Source organism: Nitratireductor sp. J20-h4, from assembly GCF_056780505.1.
The window spans coordinates 856,868-877,886 of record NZ_CM165557.1 but is presented as its reverse complement, the minus strand read 5'-3'; the positions used below and the strand labels follow the sequence as shown (position 1 = coordinate 877,886).

The 21,019-nt window shown below is 62.9% G+C and carries 16 protein-coding genes and 3 pseudogenes; 15 read left to right on the top strand and 4 right to left on the bottom strand.

Annotation, left to right across the window (positions count from 1 at the left end; genetic code table 11):
* Positions 1–143: 143 nt before the first annotated feature.
* The gene (locus ACT2B0_RS04240) at positions 144–1,250 is read right to left on the bottom strand and encodes a substrate-binding domain-containing protein (RefSeq protein WP_473461817.1); all 1,107 of its coding nucleotides are present in this window, start codon (positions 1,248–1,250) and stop codon (positions 144–146) included.
* Positions 1,251–1,408: 158 nt separating this feature from the next.
* Here ACT2B0_RS04240 and ACT2B0_RS04235 point away from each other — a divergent pair, with 158 nt between their 5' ends.
* The 4 genes from ACT2B0_RS04235 to ACT2B0_RS04220 all read left to right on the top strand — a co-directional run bounded on the left by ACT2B0_RS04235 (position 1,409) and on the right by ACT2B0_RS04220 (position 5,315).
* Positions 1,409–1,852, top strand: coding sequence for a MarR family winged helix-turn-helix transcriptional regulator (locus ACT2B0_RS04235; protein WP_473461814.1), 444 nt, complete (start codon positions 1,409–1,411; stop codon positions 1,850–1,852).
* A 258-nt stretch (positions 1,853–2,110) separates the two neighbouring features.
* Positions 2,111–2,488 carry a TadE/TadG family type IV pilus assembly protein gene (locus ACT2B0_RS04230; protein WP_348289929.1) on the top strand — a complete coding sequence of 126 codons (378 nt, stop codon included), beginning with the start codon at positions 2,111–2,113 and terminating at the stop codon, positions 2,486–2,488.
* Position 2,489: 1 nt separating this feature from the next.
* A complete protein-coding gene (locus ACT2B0_RS04225) occupies positions 2,490–4,211 on the top strand; it encodes a TadG family pilus assembly protein (protein ID WP_473461811.1) in 1,722 nt (573 codons plus the stop codon).
* 183 nt (positions 4,212–4,394) lie between these two features.
* The gene (locus tag ACT2B0_RS04220; RefSeq protein ID WP_473461809.1) at positions 4,395–5,315 is read left to right on the top strand and encodes a carbohydrate kinase family protein; all 921 of its coding nucleotides are present in this window, start codon (positions 4,395–4,397) and stop codon (positions 5,313–5,315) included.
* 28 nt (positions 5,316–5,343) lie between these two features.
* On the opposite strand, the gene cysQ is transcribed toward ACT2B0_RS04220, so the two are convergent.
* A complete protein-coding gene (cysQ, locus tag ACT2B0_RS04215) occupies positions 5,344–6,159 on the bottom strand; it encodes a 3'(2'),5'-bisphosphate nucleotidase CysQ (protein WP_348289943.1) in 816 nt (271 codons plus the stop codon).
* Between the two features lie 140 nt (positions 6,160–6,299).
* Between cysQ and ACT2B0_RS04210 the strand changes: the two are divergent.
* The 3 genes and pseudogenes from ACT2B0_RS04210 (at position 6,300) to asnB (ending at position 10,295) form a co-directional block, all read left to right on the top strand.
* Positions 6,300–7,112: pseudogene (locus ACT2B0_RS04210) on the top strand (GDP-mannose 4,6-dehydratase).
* Positions 7,113–7,319: 207 nt separating this feature from the next.
* Positions 7,320–8,375 carry a glycosyltransferase family 2 protein gene (locus tag ACT2B0_RS04205; protein WP_473461806.1) on the top strand — a complete coding sequence of 352 codons (1,056 nt, stop codon included), beginning with the start codon at positions 7,320–7,322 and terminating at the stop codon, positions 8,373–8,375.
* 12 nt (positions 8,376–8,387) lie between these two features.
* A complete protein-coding gene (gene asnB, locus ACT2B0_RS04200) occupies positions 8,388–10,295 on the top strand; it encodes an asparagine synthase (glutamine-hydrolyzing) (protein ID WP_348289948.1) in 1,908 nt (635 codons plus the stop codon).
* Positions 10,296–10,379: 84 nt separating this feature from the next.
* Here the strand turns inward: asnB and ACT2B0_RS04195 are convergent, their stop codons facing one another.
* The gene (locus ACT2B0_RS04195; protein ID WP_473461803.1) at positions 10,380–10,679 is read right to left on the bottom strand and encodes a hypothetical protein; all 300 of its coding nucleotides are present in this window, start codon (positions 10,677–10,679) and stop codon (positions 10,380–10,382) included.
* A gap of 90 nt (positions 10,680–10,769) precedes the next feature.
* Between ACT2B0_RS04195 and ACT2B0_RS04190 the strand changes: the two genes are divergently transcribed.
* Genes ACT2B0_RS04190 through ACT2B0_RS04170 form a run of 5 tightly spaced genes read left to right on the top strand, consistent with a single transcriptional unit; the run spans position 10,770 to position 17,311 of the window.
* Positions 10,770–12,491 (top strand): bi-domain-containing oxidoreductase, encoded by a 1,722-nt coding sequence (locus ACT2B0_RS04190; protein ID WP_481658453.1) that lies wholly within the window; start codon positions 10,770–10,772, stop codon positions 12,489–12,491.
* Positions 12,492–12,543: 52 nt separating this feature from the next.
* The gene (locus tag ACT2B0_RS04185; protein WP_348452405.1) at positions 12,544–13,278 is read left to right on the top strand and encodes a class I SAM-dependent methyltransferase; all 735 of its coding nucleotides are present in this window, start codon (positions 12,544–12,546) and stop codon (positions 13,276–13,278) included.
* A 2-nt stretch (positions 13,279–13,280) separates the two neighbouring features.
* Positions 13,281–13,631, top strand: coding sequence for a hypothetical protein (locus ACT2B0_RS04180; protein WP_348289957.1), 351 nt, complete (start codon positions 13,281–13,283; stop codon positions 13,629–13,631).
* A gap of 3 nt (positions 13,632–13,634) precedes the next feature.
* The gene (locus ACT2B0_RS04175) at positions 13,635–15,275 is read left to right on the top strand and encodes an ulvan lysase-like protein (protein ID WP_348289960.1); all 1,641 of its coding nucleotides are present in this window, start codon (positions 13,635–13,637) and stop codon (positions 15,273–15,275) included.
* On the top strand, positions 15,272–17,311 hold the full coding sequence (locus tag ACT2B0_RS04170) for a phospholipid carrier-dependent glycosyltransferase (RefSeq protein ID WP_348289963.1): 2,040 nt from the start codon (positions 15,272–15,274) through the stop codon (positions 17,309–17,311). Before ACT2B0_RS04175 ends, ACT2B0_RS04170 begins: the two co-directional genes overlap by 4 nt.
* 431 nt (positions 17,312–17,742) lie before the next feature.
* Here ACT2B0_RS04170 and ACT2B0_RS04165 read toward each other — a convergent pair.
* A pseudogene (locus ACT2B0_RS04165) lies at positions 17,743–18,497 on the bottom strand (IS5 family transposase).
* A 136-nt stretch (positions 18,498–18,633) separates the two neighbouring features.
* Here ACT2B0_RS04165 and ACT2B0_RS04160 point away from each other — a divergent pair.
* The 3 genes and pseudogenes from ACT2B0_RS04160 to ACT2B0_RS04150 all read left to right on the top strand — a co-directional run bounded on the left by ACT2B0_RS04160 (position 18,634) and on the right by ACT2B0_RS04150 (position 20,893).
* Positions 18,634–19,737 (top strand): IS630 family transposase, encoded by a 1,104-nt coding sequence (locus tag ACT2B0_RS04160; RefSeq protein WP_473461798.1) that lies wholly within the window; start codon positions 18,634–18,636, stop codon positions 19,735–19,737.
* Between the two features lie 130 nt (positions 19,738–19,867).
* Positions 19,868–20,111, top strand: a pseudogene (locus ACT2B0_RS04155) (IS3-like element ISMxa1 family transposase); the annotation flags it as partial.
* A 509-nt stretch (positions 20,112–20,620) separates the two neighbouring features.
* Complete coding sequence (locus ACT2B0_RS04150; RefSeq protein WP_473461795.1) at positions 20,621–20,893, top strand: hypothetical protein; 273 nt, start codon at positions 20,621–20,623, stop codon at positions 20,891–20,893.
* Positions 20,894–21,019: the final 126 nt, after the last annotated feature.

Sequence of the window (21,019 nt, the reverse complement as noted above, 5' to 3'; positions counted from 1 at the left end):
GCGTGCGATTATTACTTGAATTGGAAAACGTCTTAGGACGATTTATTTTCCATTTCAAGTAAAATCCGACATCGTGTCCGGCTGGGTGGACGCCCTGACGGGGCGAGGGGACCGCGGCGCGCGGCGCGACAGGCCGGGAGCGGTCAGGACAGGCGGTCGAGGATCGAGAACTGCAGCCCGTCGGCGCGCGCGAGATAGGTCGGGCAGGCCTTGCGGTCGTTGGTGTAAAATACCCCGCCTCGGGCGCTGGCATAGGAAATCGGGCCGCGCGAGGCGGTCTCGCGCCGGCGCATCAGACCGGCATAAAAGCTGATGCCTTCATACATGGACTGGCCGAGCGAATTGAGCACCGGCGCGGCGCCGTCATGGATGGCGTGGTATCGCTCTTTGAAAGACAGGTTCCGCTCGGTCGCCAGCGCGGAAAAATACGACGCGGCCACGAACAGGCGCTTGGTATTGGCCGCGCCCGTCGCCATCAGGATGTTCTCCTCGATCGCGGTGGAGAAGCGAAACACGCTGCGGTCGAATCCCATGTCGCCGAAACAGCGATTGAACTCGACCGCGTCCTGTCCGACCAGCGACATGAGGACGATGTCCGGATCGGTGCGCATGATGCGCTCGACCAGCCACGCCGGCTCCTCCAGACCGAAGGGCACATACCCCTCGAACGTCACCGTTCCGCCCTGTGCGGCGATGCACGGTTTGGCGATCGCGTTCGAGGCCCGCGGCCACACATAGTCGTTGCCGATCAGTGCCCAGCGCCGGGCCGACAGCATGTCGGACAGCCGCCCGATCGCCGGTACGAGTTGATCGCCGGGCGTTTCGCCGATGGTGAACACGTTGGGGGTATGCTCATGGCCTTCGTAGAGCGGCGTGTAGATATACGGCACGCGGCCGGCCAGCACCTTGTTCAGCCGCTGGCGCACCGAACTGACGCTCATGCCCACGATGCCGGCGACGACGCCGTCCTCCACCAACCCGTTCAATTCGGATTCGAGATCGCCCACCGAACTGTCGTCGGAATCGAGGAAAACCGGCTCCAGCGCGATCCCGCCGATACCACCGCCGGCATTCACCTCCGAGATCGCCAGTTGCGCGCAGGATATGCACGAGGGACCCCACAGACCCGCCGAGCCGCTCATCGGCACCAGAACGGCGACGCGATGCGTCCGCGCTCCGCCGATCGGCGTCAAGCGCTCCAGATCGCCCTCGCAAACCAGCGCGGGCGGCGGGCCGGATCTTCCCCTCAACGCAATCATTCTAGCCGCGGTCAATCCTCCTTGCCTCCCAGCAATTGACCCGCTTCATTTTCCAAGTAAAATACTGGAATACTGCGATCAAATCAATCGCGGCGAAAAGCGCACGCTTCGCGCGCACTCATTTTGCGGACCAGGACGGGACCAGCAACGTGCCGACGCCCTCCATCGAGATCTATCTGACCTACCAGCTCGCGCGGGCGCACCGGCGCCTGCATGCCGATCTCGAAGCGCGGCTTCAGGCCGAAAAAATCTCGGTGGAGCAATGGCGCGTGCTCGAAATTCTCGCCGACCGCGCCGGCCGGTCGATGGGATCGCTGGCCGAACAGGTGCTGATGAACCACCCCGCCCTGACCAAGCTTGCCGACCGGATGGTGGCGAGCGGGCTTATCCACCGTGTCGCCGACCCCGACGATCAGCGGCGCGTGCTGGTTCATATCACCGACCGGGGCCTGGCCATTCACGCGCGCCTGCGGCCGATCGCCGACGCGCATGGCCGGCGGATCGAGGAAACCTTCGGTGCATCGAAGGCCGCCGCCCTGCGCGCGCTTCTGGAAGACCTGGCCGACGGTCACGAGGCTTTGACGCGCAGCTGAGCCAGGCTCCGGACGCACAAAACCGGGTTCGACCGGCCGCGCGAGCGTAAGCCCGACATGTGCCCTGCCTCGGCCCCGGCGCGCCGCTCTTGAACCAGCCGCCACGATCGGTAGGACGCATACACCCTGCGGCTCTCCCAGGTTGTATCGCCTGTTAGGGCAACGTGTTGGAATGCGTGCTCTAGTCGCCGCATGTGTGTTCGGTGCGTCCTTCCTGCGTTTCGCCGCCTCGCCGCCTGCCGGTCGGGGGCCACGGCGGTGGAATTCACCATCCTGGCGCCGCTGTTTCTGGCCATGTTCCTGGGCATGGTGGCGTTCGGCATCCATCTCGCCGCCTCCCACTCGCTGCAGCAGATCGCCGCCGACGCCACCCGAACGGCGATCGCCGGGCTCGATCTCGCCGAGCGGCGCGCCCTGGCGACCAGTTTCGTCGACGCGAACGCCAGTTCCTATCCGTTCATCGACCGCGAAAGCCTCGCCTTCTCGGTCCTGGAAAACCCCGACAATCCGAACCAGTTCACCGTGTCGGTGCTTTATGACGCCCGCACCCTGCCGATCTGGAACCTGATGAAGGGGCTGCCGATGCCGCCGGCCGAAATCCGGCGCGTCTCGACCATCCGCGTCGGAGGCTTATGAGATGACATCGCATCGCGCACCCCGTCGGCGCCGTCTTGCCGGTTTCGTCACCGACCGCAGGGGCAACCTCGCCACCATGAGCGCCTTTCTGGCGCCGGTGGCGCTGGCCATGGCCGCCTTCGCCATCGACGCGGGCGCGCTCTACAACGAAAAGCGCGAGGTGCAGACGCTGGCCGACATCGCCGCGATCGCCGGCGCAAAACGCATCGACGCGGCCGAAGACGCGGTGATCGCGGCGCTTCGCGACAATCATCTGGGAACGATCACCGTCATCCGCGACGGCCAGCACCCCGATATCCCCGCTTCGGGGGAAAACCTGCTCACCGTCGAAACGGGCCTGTACACGCCCGACCCCGATCTGCCGGTGTCGGTCCGCTTCGAGCGCGATCACGCCAACCCCAACGCGGTACGCGTCACCCTGACCCGCACCGGCAAGCGGTTTTTCGCCGAAACCCTGATGGGCAGCCCGACGATCGCCGTCACCTCGACCGCCAGCGCAACGCCGAAAGCCGCCTTTTCGATCGGCTCGCGGCTCGCAAGCCTGAATGGCGGGCTGGCAAACGATCTTCTCGGCGGGCTGCTCGGCACCAATCTGTCGCTGTCGGCGATGGACTACAACGCCCTGCTCGATGCCGACATATCCTTGTTCGGTTTCCTCGACGCGCTGGCCTCCGAGGTCGACCTCGATGTCGGCACCTATTCGCAGCTGCTGGCCACCGAGGCAACGATCGGCGACATCGCCAAGGCGGTCGCGGCCACCGACGGGGCAAGCCCGGCCCTCAGGACAGCATTGCAAACCATTGCCACCGGCTCGAACGCCGCGACGCTCGAGGTGCCGCTGTCGCACATGATCGACCTCGGCGAGGCGGCCTCGCTGGCGCTCGGGAGCGGACGCGGCGCCTTCGACGCGACGCTGGGCGTGATGGAACTGATCACCGGCAGCGCGGTCGCCGCCAACGGCCAGAACCAGGTCGCGCTCGACCTCGGCGCGGCCATTCCCGGCCTGGCGCGGGTCACGGCCGCCGTGGCGATCGGCGAACCGATGCAGCAAAGCGGCTGGTTCGCGCTTGGCGAGCACGGCACCGTGGTGCGCACCGCCCAGACGCGGGCGCGCATCGACGTGCAGATCGGTGGAACCGGCATTTTGCGCGGCGTCGCGATCAAACTGCCGCTGTTTTTGGAGGTCGCCTACGCCGAAGGCCGGCTGAAACGCATCGCCTGCCCGGACGGCACCGCCTCAAGCGCCCAGGTCACGGTCGCGACGCGGCCGGGCATTGCCGAACTGCGCATTGCCGAGACGTCGGCGGCCGGTTTCGCCGACTTCACGCAACCGCTTTCCTTCCAGGACGCCGATATCGTCTCCGTCCCGCTGATCAAGGTGCGCGGCCAGTCCAGGATCAATATCGGCAACGGCCGGCCGAGCAACCTGCGCTTCAACGCGACCGACATCCGCAACGCGACGGTCAAGACGGCCTCGACACGCGACATCACCGCCTCGCTGACGGCATCGCTGCTCGGAGAGCTCGACCTGGAGGTACGTGTGCTCGGCCTGGGGCTCGGCGTAGGTGCCGTCACCTCCACGCTGGGCAGCATTCTGGGTACGGTGACACCGGCGATCGACAATCTACTGGCCGACCTTCTGGGTGTGCTCGGCGTGCGTCTCGGCGAGGCCGACGTCAAAGTCAGCGGCGTGCGCTGCGCCCGTTCCGTCCTGGTCCAGTAGGTCCGGCACCGGCCGGCCGCGCTTCAAAGCCGTTCCTCTCTATCCGGAATCGTCTGATCGCCGGGATTGCGCACTCCGGACGGCATCGCCGCTCGCGCGCGGCCGGCTCGGCAGAGATTGTCGCAAGCCTGATCGCCCGGCATAAAGGGGTCCGTAAGAGCGCCACCAACGAGCGAGCCTGTGATGATCCTGTGTTGCGGCGAAGCGCTGATCGACATGCTGCCCGGTCCCGCAAACGACGGTGCCAGGGCCTATGTGCCGCAGGCCGGCGGGGCGGTGTTCAACACCGCCGTAGCGCTTGGCCGGCTCGGCGTTTCGGTCGGCTTCTGCTCCGGCCTGTCGACCGATCCGTTCGGGACCCTGCTCGACGATGCCCTGCGGGCAAGCCGGGTCGACACGCGCCATGTACGCCGCTCGGGCAGGCCGACCACGCTCGCCTTCGTCACGCTCAGCAACGGTCAGGCCCAGTATCTGTTCTACGACGAGAATACCGCGGGCCGGATGCTGGAGCCGCGGGATCTGCCAGTGCTCGACGACGCGGTCGATGCCCTGTTATTCGGCGGCATCAGTCTGATTTCGGAACCGTGCGGTTCCGCCTACGAGGCGCTGATGGCGCGCGAACGGGATCGCCGGGCAATCATGCTCGATCCCAATATCCGTCCCGACTTCATCGCCGATCCGCAGCGCCACCGGACACGTATCCGGCGCATGATGTCGATGAGCGACATCGTCAAGCTGTCCGACGAGGATCTCGCCTGGCTGACCGGCGGCGACAGTGACGGCGCCGCGCGCGGCCTGCTCGATCTCGGACCCAGCCTGGTCGTGGTGACGCGCGGGGCGGCCGGCGCGAGCGGCCATGTCCGCGACCGCACGGTCACGGTCCCGGCGCGTCCGGTCGCCGTTGCCGACACGCTCGGCGCCGGCGACACGTTCAACGCCGGACTGCTGGCGTTTCTGTCGGAACACAGGCTGCTGTCGAAAGCCGCGCTTTGCGGGCTCGGCCATGAAGCGCTTATGGGCGCGCTTGGCCTTGCCACACGCGCGGCCGCCGTCACCGTATCGCGCGCGGGCGCCAATCCGCCCTGGCGCGCAGAAATCGGCTGAGCCGGGCGGAGGTCCTTCGCGTGCGCCGTCAGCGGCCGGGATCGGCCGGCGGCACCGCCCCGCCCATGGCGATGAACCAGGGATTGGCCCATTCCTCGCCCCGCACCGGCCGCCGCCCATAGGCGAGATCGCCACCGCCAACCTCCACGGTGCGGCCCCCGGCCGCGCGCAGCACCGCGTCGCCGGCGGCCGTGTCCCACTGCATGGTGCGCGAAAAGCGCGGATAAAGATCGGCCGCGCCCCGGGCGAGCAGGCAGAATTTGAGCGAGGAACCGACCGAGACGGTCTCCGTCGCACCGCAGGCCGCGATATAGTCGGAGGTTTCCCGGCTGAGATGCGAGCGGCTTGCCACCACCAAAGGCGGCTCGGCCGCCGGCCGCACGGCAAGCCCCACGCGCGCGCCGACGGCGCCGTCAGCCGCGACCCGCGCGCGTTCTGCGTGGCCGGGTCTGGCCGCATAGAGCTCGCCGGTAGCGGGCGCCACCACGACGCCGATCACCGGTGCGGCGTTTCTGATCAGGGCGATGTTGACCGTATAGTCCGGGCGTCCGCAGACGAATTCCTTGGTGCCGTCGAGCGGATCCACCAAAAAGAAGGCGTCGCCGGTCGCAGCGTCGGCGACACCCGCGCTCGCCTCCTCCTCCCCGATACAGGCAATGTCGGGAAAAGCCCGGCGCAAACCGCTCAAAATGGTCTTTTCGGCGCGCCGGTCGGCCTCGGTCACCGGCGAGGCGTCTTCCTTGCGCTCGGCCACAATCCCCCGCCGCGCCACATCCAGAATGTCCTGGCTGGCGAGAATTGCCAGCCGTTCCATCTCGCGCAGAAGCTGTTCGTCATCCGCCATGATGCATTCGCTCTACCCTGCCCCATGCGGGCACACAAGGGCGATGCGCGCCGTCGTCGCCGGTGGCGCGTCTTCGCCATTGCCACATCGGGCCGGGCTTCGTAAACCTGTCATGATAAAAGGCGCGCTGACCGGCCGCTCTGGCCGACGTTACGCAGGGTTCGCGGTTCGAGCTGATGCGCCACGACGTGACATTTCCGCCTATGTCGAGATCGATGAGATCTACGATCTCGCCTGTCCTGCATCGCCTGTCCATTACCAGTTCGACCCGTCCAGACGACCAGGTTCAGCGTTCACGGCGCGATCAACATGCTGGGGCTTGCCAAGCGCACCAAGGCGCGCATCCTGAAGGCCTCCATAAGCGTGGTCTATGGCGACCAGGAGATTCATCCGCAGCCGGACACCTATTGCGGCCACGTCAATCCGATCGGCGTGCGCTCGTGCTACGATGAGGGCAAGCGCTGCGCCGAAACGCTGTTTTTCGACTATCACCGCCAGCACGGCTCCGACATCAAGGTGGTCCGGATCTTCAACACCTAGGGTCCGCGCTTGCACCCCAATGACGGCCGGGTGGTCAGCAATTTCATCATGCAAGCGGCGAACGGCGAGGACATCACCCTTTATGGCGACGGCTCGCAGACGCGCAGTTTCCGTTATGTCGACGATCTGGTGGACGGCCTCACACGGATGATGGCCGCGCCGGCAACGCTGATCGGGCCGCTCAACATGGGCAATCCGAGCGAGATGTCGATCCGCGACCTGGCCGAGAAAATCCTCGGCCTATGCGGCGGGCGCTCCAAGCTGGTGTTCAAGCCGTTGCCACATGACGATCCGATACAGCGCCAGCCCGACATCGCCCAGACCCGCGACCGCCTCGGCTGGCAGCCCTGGTCGGGCTGGAGGACGGGCTTAGGGAAATGATCGCCTATTTCAAACGGCAGATGTCGGCGTGACGGCGGAGCCCGGTCGGGCTGCCGTCAAACAGTACGTACTTTCAACGCCCGTCCCGGTTCTACTCGTTGACGGAAGTCATGTGCCGTGCCAATTGACAACCGCCGGGTCGCCACCCGCACGATACCCCCCGCGATCGGACACTGCCTTCTGTCCGCAACAATATCAGGCGCCACACACTGCGCATCTAAACATTGCCGGACCAGATGATGACGATGGACGCCCAGGAAAGGCCGAATAGCATGCCCGACCACCGTCCGCGCGTTTCGGTAGTTTGTCCATTCTACAACGAGGAACAAATCATCGAGCGAGCCACACTCGACATGTGCGAGCGCCTGCAGGCGAGCTTTCCCGGCGATTTCGAGCTCATCATGGTAAATGACGGGTCGACGGACGGGTCGCATGATCACTTGATCGACGCGTTGCAAGTGGTGAAACTCGGCCCCGTCCGGGTGCTCAGCTATCCATTCAATCAGGGCCGCGGGCGCGCACTCAAAACGGGCATTGATGCGGCGCGCGGCGACATCATCGTAACGACCGAGGCCGATGGGTCCTGGGGTGAGGATATTGTGGCGCGTCTAGTCGCCTTCCTCGACACCTATCCCGCCTACGATTTCGTGGTCGCCTCGCCGCACAGGAGCGGCGGCGGGCTGGTACAGGTTGATCCGCGCCGCGCCTTTCTCAGTCGCGCCGGCAACTGGCTGATCCGTAACCTGTTCGAGAGTAATGTGACGATGAACACCGGCATGACACGCGCCTATCGGCGAAGTGTGATCCAGCCTTTGGTGGTGTTCGAAAGCGGCAAGGAATTCCACCTGGAGGTTCTCCTGAAGCTCCTTGCTCTCAATTTCGTTGCGGGCGAGATTCCGGCCGTGTTGACTTGGCAGACGCACAGGCTCGCCCGAGACCCTACCGCCAAACGCAAGTCATCGACGCGCATCCGGCGCACGATCTTCACCCATCTGCGGTTTTTGGTGATGGCACAGCCTGTGCGCCACTTTGCCGTTCTCGGCGCTGCCACGTCGCTGCTGAGACTGATCTTCCTCGCCCTGGCAACGCGCAACCTCTTCATCGGCGAACCGTCCGGATTGTTCGCGCTCGTCGGCCTGAACCTTATCCTGTTCACGCTGATGCTGATTGGGACGGCAGTGACGCTCTATCAGGTTCGCGAGGTGATGATCGAAAACTGGATGAAATATTACCCGAAACCCCATCCCCCATCCGCGCGCCCGCTCGAAACCGAGCACGCTTACACGGCCGATTGACGCGGGAAAACTATGTGTGGAATTGCCGGATACGCGGGTATTGACGACCCCGGACTGATCGGTCGCATGTGCGCCGCTCTGGTTCACCGCGGTCCTGACAGCGGCGGCTCGGCCGCATTTCCGGAAGCCGGTTTCCATATCGGCATGCGGCGCCTTGCCGTTATCGATCTGGAAACCGGCGATCAGCCGATGTTTGCCGCGGAAGGTCGGGTCGGACTGGTTCACAACGGCGAAATCTACAATTACAGAGAGGTCCGCCACGAGCTGCTCGCGCTCGGGCACGACTTCGTTACCACCAGCGACACCGAGGTCGTGCTGAAGGCCTATCTCGCCTGGGGAGAGAAGGCATGGTCGCGCTTGCACGGCATGTTCGCGATCGCGGTCGCGGATCTCCGCGACGGAATGCCTGTCCTCAAGGTCGTCCGTGATCGCGTCGGAATAAAGCCGCTCTATTACGCTGTTGATGCCGACCGCTTCCTGTTCGCCTCCGAGATCAAGGCCTTGATGGCATGGGATGGCTTTGACCGGACGGTCGACCTCGCAGCCGTTACGGACTATTTCACGCTGCGATATGTCCCCGGCCCCCGCTCGATGTTTCGCGGCGTACAAAAACTTCCGCCAGGCCATGAACTCGTCTTCTCCGGCGGGCAGGCCCATCTGCGCCGTTACTGGTCTCCTCCGGGACCCGGCGTCCAGATAGCCGATCGCGACCCTGCCGACGCGGTTGCCGATTTCGGTGAGGCGATGCGCGCGTCGGTGCGCCGCCACATGATCAGCGATGTCCCTGTTGGCGCCTTCCTGTCCGGGGGGGTCGATTCCAACACGATTGTCGCGCTCATGGCGGAACAGAGCGGAGAGCCGGTCCGAACCTTCTCGATCGGCTTCGCCGGGCATCCAGACGCTGATCTGCGCCGCGCGGCGGCCACCGCTCAAATGATCGGCGCGCGTCATACCGAAATCGAATGCGGGATCGAGGACTTTCTATCTCTGCCGGATATCTGCTGGTCCCTCGACGAGCCCCTGGGCGACGCGATCGTCGTGCCGATGTCGGTACTGGCGCGCGAGGCGCGTAAGGAAGTCACCGTCGTCCTATCTGGAGAAGGCGCCGACGAACTGCTCGGCGGTTACCTGTTCCACCGCAAGATCGTCGACCTGTGGCGCTGGCGCGACCGTCTGCCCCGACCGGCCTGGCCGCTGGCTTCGGCCCTGATCGAGCGGCTGCCGGTCACCTTTCTCGACCGCGCTTTCGACTATCCCGGCAAGCTGGGCAGCGCCGGCCGGAGCAAGATCGCCGATCTAGTTCGGCAAACCGGCAGTGGCAATCTGGCCGAACTCTATCGCGCGTCGATCTCGCTGTTCGACGCCAAGGACATCCTTCAGGTAGCCGGTTCGGCGCTGCCCATGCCAGCGCCTCTTGCGGCTCCGCCAGACAACGGCACCGTCCTGCAGCGGCTACTCGGGCTGCAATACGCACACTGGCTGCCCGACGACATTTTGATGAAGTCTGACAAGATCACCATGGCACATTCGCTGGAATGCCGCGTGCCGTTCATGGATGACCTCGTGATCCAGGCGGCCGCCCGATGTGCGGACGACGTCAAGCTACGCGGCGGCAAAAACAAATGGGCGCTGCGCCGTTTCGGAGAGACCTTGCTAGGCCCCGAGGCCGCAGCGGAGCCGAAGCGGGCCTTCTACGCACCGCTCGACCAGTTCATGCGCGACCGTCGCTTTCGCGATATGCTGCGCGGTATGCTTGATCCAGAGCGACTGAAACGGCGCGGGCTTGTCGACCATCGTTATGTCGCTCGGCTGCAAGGCGCTGGGGAAGACGACGGCTTTTTGTCGGAGAAACGGCTTTTCGCGATTTTCATGCTCGAATTGTGGTTTGAAAAATTCGCGCCCGATGCAAGCTGGGCATAAAGGAAGAATTACGTGAAGATCGTTGTCCAGAATTTCAAGACGGGTGTTTTGTCCGTTTCCGACGCGCCGCCTCCCTCCTTGTCCTCAAACGGCGTTCTGGTTCGTGTTCATACGTCCCTGATCAGCGCCGGAACCGATCGCGCCATCATCGGATTGGGCCGTAAATCCTATCTCGGCAAGGCGCTCGACCGGCCTGACCTCGCGCGAAAAGTTATCGACCGCGCGCGCACAGAAGGGCTCTGGCCGACCTACAAGGTCGTCAAGAACCTGATCGCCGAACCCATTCCGCTCGGCTATTCCCTGGTCGGAACAGTGATCGCCGTTGGTCGCAACGTCAACGACATCGCGATCGGCGACAGGGTCGCCGGGGCCGGCCTCGGCCATGCCAACCATGCCGAAGTGGTGTCGGTGCCGCGCAATCTCGCCGCCCGCGTCCCGAAGGCGGTGAGCGACGACCAGGCAGCCTACGTGACATTGGGCGCGATCGCCATGCACGGCATCCGCCAGGCCGACCAACAGATCGGCGCAACCGTCGTTGTCGTCGGCCTGGGGCTGGTCGGTCTGGTCACACTTCAGATCGCCGCCGCCGCTGGTCTGCGCGCCATCGGCGTCGACATCGATCGGCAAAAGCTGGAGCTTGCGCGTGCCAATGGCGCGACGGACGCGTTCTTGATGTCGGATCCCGCGCTCAAGGCGACGCTGGGCGAAATGACGAGTGGCCGGGGCGCGGACGCAATTCTTTTGACAGCAGGATCGCGCAAGTCCGGCGCGGTGTTCGAAGAAGTCGCGGAGCTCTGCCGCGACCGGGCCCGAGTGGTGGTGGTCGGCGACGTCAAGATGGACCTGTCGCGGCGCAGCTATTTCGAGAAAGAAATCGATATCCTTCAATCCCGTTCCTACGGGCCGGGCCGTTACGACCCGGAATACGAATTGGAGGGCAAGGATTATCCGATCGGCTATGTCCGTTGGACGGAACGCCGCAATCTGGAAAGCTATCTGCAACTTGTCGCCGATGGCCGGTTCGACCCGGCCAGGCTGACGACCCACCGTTTTCCGATCGAAAAGGCCGTCGAGGCCTATTCCCTTGTAACTGGCGAAGCCAAGGACGAGGGGCTGAACGTCGGCATCCTTCTCGATTTCGACCGGACGAGCATGATCGAGGATACGCCTCCGGTGCCTGCGGTCAAACGCGCGGTTAAGGCCGACAGGATCGGGCTTGGCCTCATCGGCGCCGGCCAGTTCGCCAAGGGAATCCTGCTTCCGGCGATGATGGAGTCCGGGGCGTTCGCCCTGCGCGGCGTATCATCGGCGCGCGGACTTTCCGCGATCTCCGTCGCCGAGCGATACGGCTCCGATTACGGCGTCTCCGACAGCGACAAGGTGCTCGACGACGACAATGTCACGGCGGTTTTGATCACGACCCGCCACGACAGTCATGCCCGCTACGCGATCGCAGCGCTCGAAAGAGGAAAGCACGTTTTTGTCGAGAAGCCGCTGGCTCTGACAGCGGGGGATCTGGCCGCTGTCGAGGCGGCTTGCAGAAACTCCGCCGGCACTCTCACGATCGGCTTCAACCGGCGCTTTTCTCCGATGGTCACTCAGGCGGCCGCGCATTTTGCCGACCGCCGCGAACCGCTCAGCATGCTCTATCGCGTCAATGCCGGGCGCGTTCCGCTCAAATCCGAGATGGGGTGGGTGCACGATCCGACCACAGGCGGCGGGCGCATAATCGGCGAAGGTTGCCACTTCATCGACACCTTCCAGGCTATCAGCGGTGCCACCCCGGTCGAGATTTCCGCCGTTGCGGCCAATCCGCGGCGGGCGACGCTATCGGGCGATGACACGGTGAGTTTCACGATAGGATTTGACGACGGCTCGATCGGTACTGTGCACTATTGGGCCAATGGTGACCCGAGCTATCCGAAGGAATATATGGAAGTCTTCGGCGGCGAACGGGCCGCGATCCTAAACAATTTCCGGCAACTCGACCTTGTCGCTGGCGGAAAGTCGAAACGGACGAAGAGCTTGAGTTCCGACAAGGGATATAACGCCGAGGCGCGTGCCTTCGCGCAGGCATGTCGAACGGGAGAACCGTCCATCGCGCTCGAAAGCCTGTTGGCGACGACACGGGCGACATTCGCTGTCAAGGAGGTGCTCTGCGGCCTGTCGTCCAGCATGGATACGGAAAACGGATAGACCGGCGATGCAGCCCCCCACTCCTTCGAAACCACCCCCACGCGAAGATCCGATGTGGTCGCTCTGGCAGGCCAAGGCGCCCGAGATCTACGAACGAATCTATTACCAATCCAACCCGGTGGTGACCGCCGTCAACCTTTCGGGCCATAGGCTGATCGAGCGGACCTATCCCGACGGAACACATTTCGCGCGCGTCCTTGAGGTTGGAGCCGGTACCGGCATCCATCTCGACTTCGTCCGTCACTCCTTCGACGACTACCTTGTTACCGACATCAATGCGGACCTCCTCGACAAGGCCAGAGAGCGCCACGCCGGCGACCCGCGTCCGATTAACTACGAAATCGCGGACGCGCTAGCACTCCCTTATCCCGATGCTTCTTTTGACCGGGTCATATCCGTCTACAATCTTGAGCACTTGCCCGAGCCACACCGCGTCCTGGAAGAGTGGCGACGTGTTTTGAAGCCGGGCGGCGTGCTGTCGGTCGCCATACCAGCGGAAGGCGGAATACCCTGGAACCTTGGCCGTCACCTGACCACACGACGCTCCTTTGCCCGTGAAGGGCTGGATCTAGACTACATCATAGCGCGCGAACACATTAATGCGTGTTACAGGCTCGTCTCGCTCCTACGACACTACTTCGAAGACCGCGATGAACGCTGGTATCCGGTGCGGATTCCGACCCCGCACCTCAATTTGGTTTTTGCCTGCAACTGCCGCACCAAGGTTAATGGCGAACCGGCGGACCCATTCCACGCCGTCCCTCCAACACGCATGGGAGTGGCCTGACCGTGTCGAACCTGGCTCTGGTAACCCTCGTCGGTGTATGCATCGGCTTCGGCCAATATTGCTTCGCCCTGTTCGTTAGGGGATTGCCACCCACGCCGGAACTGGTTCCGCTGGCCGTCGCGACGTTGCGTTCGCCGTGGCTCTACGGCACCGTCGCGCTCTATGGCAGCGGTGTCGTCTTCTACGGGTTGCTGCTGCGCCAAGCGACGCTGATTTCCGCAAACATCTCGATCATCGTGATCGTCGCCGCGTTGAGTTGCGTCTTTAGCTTGCTGCTTGGAGAAAAGCCGAGCATGGCGCAGTGGATCGGCGTCGGCCTCGCGATCCCTAGCATCGTATTGTTGAGAGGGTAAGTGTTGAGCACGGTCTACCTCGACACGATTAAGCCCCTGTTGGGACGAACCCTGTCCATGCTTGACTGGGAGCCGACCTCGCCCTCTCACGGCAGTTTCGACCGAACCTGGTGGTGCTGGAAATTCACCGACTTCTCTGCGTCACGCTTCCAGGAAGGGGCTTACCTTCTGGCCTGGCTCTTGACCTCGCCGCATACGCCGATACCCGTCCACGGACGCGAACGTCTTCGCGACGGCGCCGCCGCGGCGATCCGTTTCTGGAGAAGCCTGCAGCACGCTGATGGCAGCTTCGACGAGGCCTATCCGTTCGAGCGCAGTCTTGCCGCCACAGCATTCACCGGATTCTATGTCGGATGCGCGGTCGAGCGGCTTGGCGACCTGTTGAATGTGGACGAACGCGAGCACGCCCTTGCCGCGCTCGAGCGCGGTGCCCGGTGGCTTGCCGCAAATGGGGAATATCATGGCATCCTATCCAATCATCTTGCGGCGGCGGCGGCGGCGCTACAATTGGTTGGCGACCTGACCGGCACCGACCGCTTTCAAGCCGCTAGGGATCGCTATCTGGAAACGATTCTGCGCGAACAGCAACCGCGGGAAGGCTGGTTGCGCGAATATGGCGGCGCCGATCCTGGCTATCAAAGCCACGCCATGTTTTACCTTGCGGAAATCCAACGCCGGACCGGCGACGACATCCTGCTCGACAGCCTTTCCAGAGCGTCCGACTTCCTGGCCTGGTTCGCCCATCCCGACGGCACGCTGGGCGGCGAGCATACGAGCCGCGGAACCAAGTTTTTCTATCCGGCCGGTCTGGAGATGCTGGCCGAGCGAATTCCGTCCGCAGCCGCTATAGCCGCGCATGCCCGCGCATCGCTGTCCAAGGGACGCGGTGTCGGCGCGGCCGAAATGGACGCCTGGAATCAGTTTCCGCTCGTCAACAACCTGTTGTTTGCCGCCGACGCAGCCACACCGCTCGCAGACGCCCCGCCTCTTCCCTGGCAAACCCCTGGCGCGCGAAAAACCTTTCCCGAAGCCGGGCTTGCAGTCGCCCGTCGGGGCGATCGAGTGCTGGTCGTCGGCGCTAAGGCGGGCGGCGTGGTGAAATTGTGGCAAAGCGACGGGGACCTGCTTTACGAAGATTGCGGCTACGTGGTCGAAAATGCCGGCGGCTGGGCCGCGAGCCAGGGTGCGTCCACCTGCCTATTCCGAGATGCCTCCGCCACCCTGACGGTAGAGGTGAAAAGTGACTTCGCGCGCCTAACGGCAGAGCGGCTTTCGCCACCGCGCTTCATCGCCTTTCGCCTGTTCACCACGACGATCGGCAGGCTTCCGGCGCTCGCGCGCTGGCTGAAGTCGCTGATGGTAAGAAAACTCGTCTCGACGCGAGCCAAGGCCAACGGCATTCTCCACCGATACATTTTCTTCGAAGAAGATGGGACTCTGGTCGTCGAAGACAACGTCGAAGGCGTCGCCTCCATGCCGCAACCGGTGGGCCGACTGGTGCCCTTTCACATGGGCTCGTCACGATATGCGGACGCTACAGATGCGTGGGGCGCGAAGCTGGCATGCCCGTCGCTCGAAGGGGTTGGCAAAGGGCACTTTCATCGCCGCTTTGTAGTTTCGACATCAGGGCTCTCGCGACAATGATCATTCCGCTTTCGCCAAAACACGAGCGACCGGCGACCATTGCAGTTGTCGTTATCTGGTACGTCTTTCATCTGCACGCGCTCAATGTTGTACCGCTAGCTGGAGCAGACGAAACGAGTCTTCTCAATATCCCGTTCCGGTTCGTCGAACTCGGCGACTGGCGCTATCCGCTCATCTATTCAGACACCTACAATGCCGGAGACGTGAGGGCGTATCCGTTCCTGCTCTCCTTCGCGCCGCGCGCACTGTTTCACGAACTGGTCGGGTTCTCAGCCGGACTGTCGCGCTGGTTTTCGGCGCTGTTGATGCTGGGAACGGCGATGATGACGGTCGTGTTGGCGTTGCGTCATTCCGGCTCGCGGCAGATTGCGCTCGCCATCGCGGCCGTATTCGCTGCGAGCCCCACCATATTCCATCTCTCGCGCAGCGTGCGGTTCGAGCAAGAAACCGTCTTTTTCGGCGTCGCCAGTGTGGCCCTGCCATTCCTCCTGTTGAATCGCGCCCACAATGCGGGCGCGACGCCACGGCCATGGCGCGGGACATTTGTTTGGGGTTTGGCCTCCGCCTCGTGTGCGCTGGCCGCCGGCGCGCACCCGCTCCCGCTCGGCTTCGGGCTGCCGCTCGCCGTTAACATCTTCCTGGGCCACGCCTACTGGGCACCGCGTGACGGCCTGAATAGGATCGGCCGACTTGCCTGTGTTCTCGCGGGCGGACTTCCATTCGTTGTCGCTTCGGTTGCTCCGCTCGCCTACGTGAACGGCGGCTACGCCAACTATCTAGCGGCGATGGCGGGCTTCGTCGAACAGCGGAACAACACCTTTACCGACCTTTACGCGGCCATCACGCCGAGCTTCTTGTTTTTACTGGGCCGTTCCGCGGCAGTTGAGATCACCGCGATCGCCGAGACCACCTTTGCCTGGCGAAACGAGATCAAGGTGTTGGCGCTCGGCGCCAAGATCAGCCCGTTCATCATCGTCGCTATCTTGCTCGCCGCCGCTTTCAAGTCCCGGCGACGTTTGCTGCGTGCCGACGGCCTGCCTGGGCTTGTCGGGTTGTCAACGCTTTTCGGGCTTGTCGCGGTCAAGGTGCTTTATTCACCGAGCACGAACTACGGCGTCTATATCGCAGTGGGGTGCCTGCTCGCCTCCGCCATGCCACCGGCGATAATTGTCAACGGCCCGGACATCTGGCGCAAGACGCTGTTTGGCGCCCTCGCGCTGACGGCAGCGAGCAGTTTCCTGACCTCGATACCGCATGCGGCGGACGTGGCGACGGCCAGGTTGTGGAATGCGTTTACACTCGACCGCAAATTCGCTTTTTTGCGCGAGGAGGGTGAAAAGGCCTTCGGCCCGATCCGGCACGCCTCGCAGCCATCACCGCGAATCTACACCGACACCGTCGCCTGGATGGCCGCATTTCCGCAGGAACATTCCTACCTGGAAATCCTGTCCGGCACCAACACGGGCTCCGTCGATGGCGTCGCTGTCGACGTGGTTTCACTCGACTGGTTCCTGAAAAACCTCCCTGTCGCCGAAGGGACCGCGACAGCGCAGGAACTCAAGACTGATCGCTTCTTGTCAGCCATTAAGCCGCTTCAACTGGGGACGATCATCCACGCGCGCCCTTATGGAGAAGACACGCTGCTTTATCGGCGACCCAGCGATACTAACGTGCCACTGCGGCTGCGTCACATAACCCGGAACGAGGACATTGCGCTTGAGGCCGATCTGTCATTCGCCCTTGCGCGAAACGGTGACGAATGGGCTTTTCCCCGCATCGTCGCGCCTGGATGCTATCTTGTTGCCGCCCGTCCGGTCGGCATCGATCCACGTCCGCCAATGATCGTCGGCGCGGCGCCGGCGGATGAGCCCGGGCAACTTGCTTCGCTCGGCGTCGGTGCGAGGACGGGTGCCGATATGATCTTCAAGCTTGCCGTCACCGAAACCGTACCTCTGCGCCCTCTGTTCGCGCCGGGTATCGAGCGGATCGAGGCACATCGACTTTCGCCGGATCCCGCTATCTGTGCAAAGCTGTAGGGGCGTTTCAGCGGCGGCAAATTTACATCACGGGCAGCTGGCTTCCAGATCAGGTTGCTCTGCAAAGACTTCGACACCCATGTGTAAATATCGAAGAACTCGAAGCCCCATGCTTGACGGACACAATCCGAGTTGTGAGGCGAGAGTGTAACTATGCCGTTAACGAGGAACCCTTACCCGCCTAAGTTCAGGGAACAGCTTGTTACCATTGCACATTCGGGTCACTGCTTGGACGATCTGGCGCGCGAGTTCGAGCCGTGCGCTGCTACGATCATGGCTGGATCAAGCAAGCCGACCGGGATGGCGACCGTCGCGATGACGGTGTGGCCGGTCAGGAGCGCTTAGAGCTTCGCTGCTTACGCAGGGAGGCTCGCCAATTTCGACAGGAGAGAGATAGCCTGGCAAAGGCTGCGGCTCTAGGTGACCGACTCCTAAGTTCGCAACCAGATTCGGATTGAAGCGCGTTGGACCGAGGCGAGGAAGTTGTCGTCTCGCTTGTCGTATCGTGTGGCAATGGCCCTGAAGTGTTTGAGTTTGTTGAAGAAGCGCTCGACTGCGTTGCGCTGTCGATAGACCCAGGCGCTGAACGGGAAGGTTTTGACGCGGTTCGGCATGGCGCGGATGTTGGCCCATGTGCCGCGCTCGGCCATTGCGGCGCGCAGGGCGTCGCTGTCATAGGCGCGGTCTGCGAGCAGGGTGTGCCCGGCCTCCAGCGTTTCGAACATGTCGGCGGCCGCGCGTCCGTCGTGCGCCTGGCCCTCGGTCAGCTTGAGGCGGATCGGCCGTCCCTCGGCGTCAACGAGCGCGTGTATCTTGGTCGTCAGGCCGCCGCGCGAGCGACCCATGCAACGGGATCGTTCGTCTTTTTTTGGCCGTTGGCGGCGTGCTGGTGCACCCGGATCGAGGACGAGGCCATCATCTGCACGTCGCCGTCGTAAGCCTCTGACACAGCTTCAAGAATACGTGCCCAATGCCCCGCCTTGCGCCATCGGTTGAAGCGATTGACGCAGGTCGTGTGCGGACCGTAGCGCGCCGGAATGTCGGCCCAGGGCGCTCCCGTGCGCAGCCGCCAGAAGATGCCGCTCAGAACCTTGCGGTCATCCGCGCGCGGCACCCCGCGCACCTTCGTCGGCAGCAGCGGCTGGATCACCGACCACTCGAAATCCGTCAGATCAAAACGCGCCATGTTCACCTCCGGCCAATGGCAGGAAGGGAATCACAACCGCATCCTCTTGGGAATCCCGTTTATGAGTCCGCGGCCTCGTCACCTGGAACTAAAATAAGTATCATTGTATAGGCTCTTGTCAAACAGACAGGAGCGTATGGGAATGGTAGGTCGACGGGCGGATATGGTGGTATTGAGCGGCGAGGAGCGGTCCTTTCTCGAAGCTCAGGTCCGACGGCACAAGGCACCTCGTTCGCTGTCGGATCGATGCCGAATGATCCTACTGTGTGCAGAGGGCTTGCAAAGCAAGGAGGTTGCCGAACGCTTCGGGGTACACGAGCACACGGTCGGCAAGTGGCGGCGGCGGTTCGTGAAAGATCGCGTCGAAGGGCTGACCGATGAATACCGCGCGGGCCGGCCACGCACAGTCTCGGATGCGCAGGTGGCTCAGGTGATCGAGCGCACGTTGAACACCACGCCGAAGGACGCAACCCATTGGTCGATCCGTTCGATGGCGGCACAGACGGGGCTTTCACACACCACCATCCGCCGGATTTGGACTGCGTTCGGCCTGCAGCCGCATCGGTCCGAGAAGTTCAAGCTGTCCGCGGATCCGCTATTTGTCGACAAGGTACAGGACATCGTCGGCCTTTACATGTCGCCACCAAACCGCGCGATTGTGTTGTGCGTGGACGAAAAATCCCAAATCCAGGCGCTGGATCGCGAACAACCGGTCCTGCCCATGGCGCCGGGCATGCCTGAGCGATGCACCCATACCTATATTCGCAACGGCACGACGTCTCTGTTCGCGGCGCTTGACATCGCAACAGGAGCCGTGATCGGCAAATGCTACAAACGCCACCGGGCGAGCGAGTTTCTCGACTTCCTCAAGCGGATCGACGCCGAGATACCCGAGGGACCGGACGTGCATCTCGTGATGGACAACTATGCCACCCACAAGACACCGAGGATCAAGGCTTGGCTGGCGCGCCGACCGCATTGGCGTGTCCACTTCACACCGACATCGGCCTCCTGGATCAATCAGGTCGAACGCTGGTTTGCTGAGTTGACGCGCAAGCAGCTGCAACGTGGCGCCCACCGATCCACCGCCGAGCTGGAGGCCGACATCGTCGCCTTCATCAAGGCACACAATGAGAACCCCAAACCCTATAAGTGGACCAAATCCGCCGACGAAATCCTCGCATCCGTCAAACGATTCTGCCAAAAAACAATGACGCGAACTTCAGATTCAGGTGACTAGTTCATGATGGCGAAACAGGCCATGTTCTCCATCCATGCGATGCGCAACGCGTCGGCGTCTCCCGCCACGGCACTTACGCCTGGGCGGAGAACGCCGGCCGAGCGCCCGGGCTAATGCCGACGCGGTGCTAGTCGAGCGGCTGATGAAAGCGGCAGGCATTGCCGATGTTGGCCGCCGCAGGGGTGCCCACCACCTTCCGCGATAACCGCTTCCTCACGGCCTGTGATCTGGCCGATCGAAACTTCTACGCCGATGCCCCGTACGCGTTGTGGGTGGCGGACATCACATATGTCCCGACCTGGGCTGACTTCCTGTATCTGGCCGTCGGGCTGGATGCCTTCTCGCGGCGCGTCGCCGGGTGGGCGATTGGCCATGACTGTCCAAATTTCGCGCCAATGAGATAATCTCGGCCTAACGGACAGAGGAGGATTGCCGGCTCATTGTAGCCCTTCAAGGAGCGACGATGAGACGGAAACCCAGGACACGGAACAAGCCGGCGGAGAAGATCGTCAATGCTGGCCTCGATACGGTGCCGTTGAACCGAGAAAAAGGGAGCAGAAAATGTCTGTCAAACGAACAGCAGCAACTACCGCTCAACGGCATCCACTGTCAGACGAATACCGTAGCTGTCCTTATCACAATAGAATCAACCGGATCCCGAGACTGGATCGGGTTTTCCGATCATCCTTTCGCACAAGGAAGCGCCGATTCGGTTGTCGCTCGCGCCTACCTCGCGTCAACGGAGAAATAGTCGACAATCTTTCACTCTTTGGAATATATTTTATTGCAACAATATATAATATACATGAGAATACCTGATCTGCTAGACGCCTTCATTTGACAATCGACACGCCATTCATCACTTTCCCGGTGGTGGAATCGTATGGCAAATTCGATTTATACGTTAGCCTTTCTGATAGGCCCAGCGATAGGGCTGGCCTTGAGCTGGCGGTTTCGGCACGCGCCTGCAAGAACAGCCTTGGTGTGCGGCATTAGCGTTTTTGCGCTGCTTCTCGTCGCCAAGCTCCATGCTCCATTCGTCACCGACCTGCCCGTCAAATGCGAATCCGGGCTGTTTCAGACCCGCGACAAAACGCGCTGTCATGCGACGACCTCGTCCGTCGATCACCGGCGGTCGATCCGCAAGCGCGAATGAACCGCCCCCAATCCCGGTAAACACGCGCCCTGGGTCCATCCGGGTTCAATCGACACGCGTTGGCCTTGTGTCTTTCCACGCGCCGCAATCGGCTGCGTTGCGGGCGTTCAACGGTTCCCAATCCAC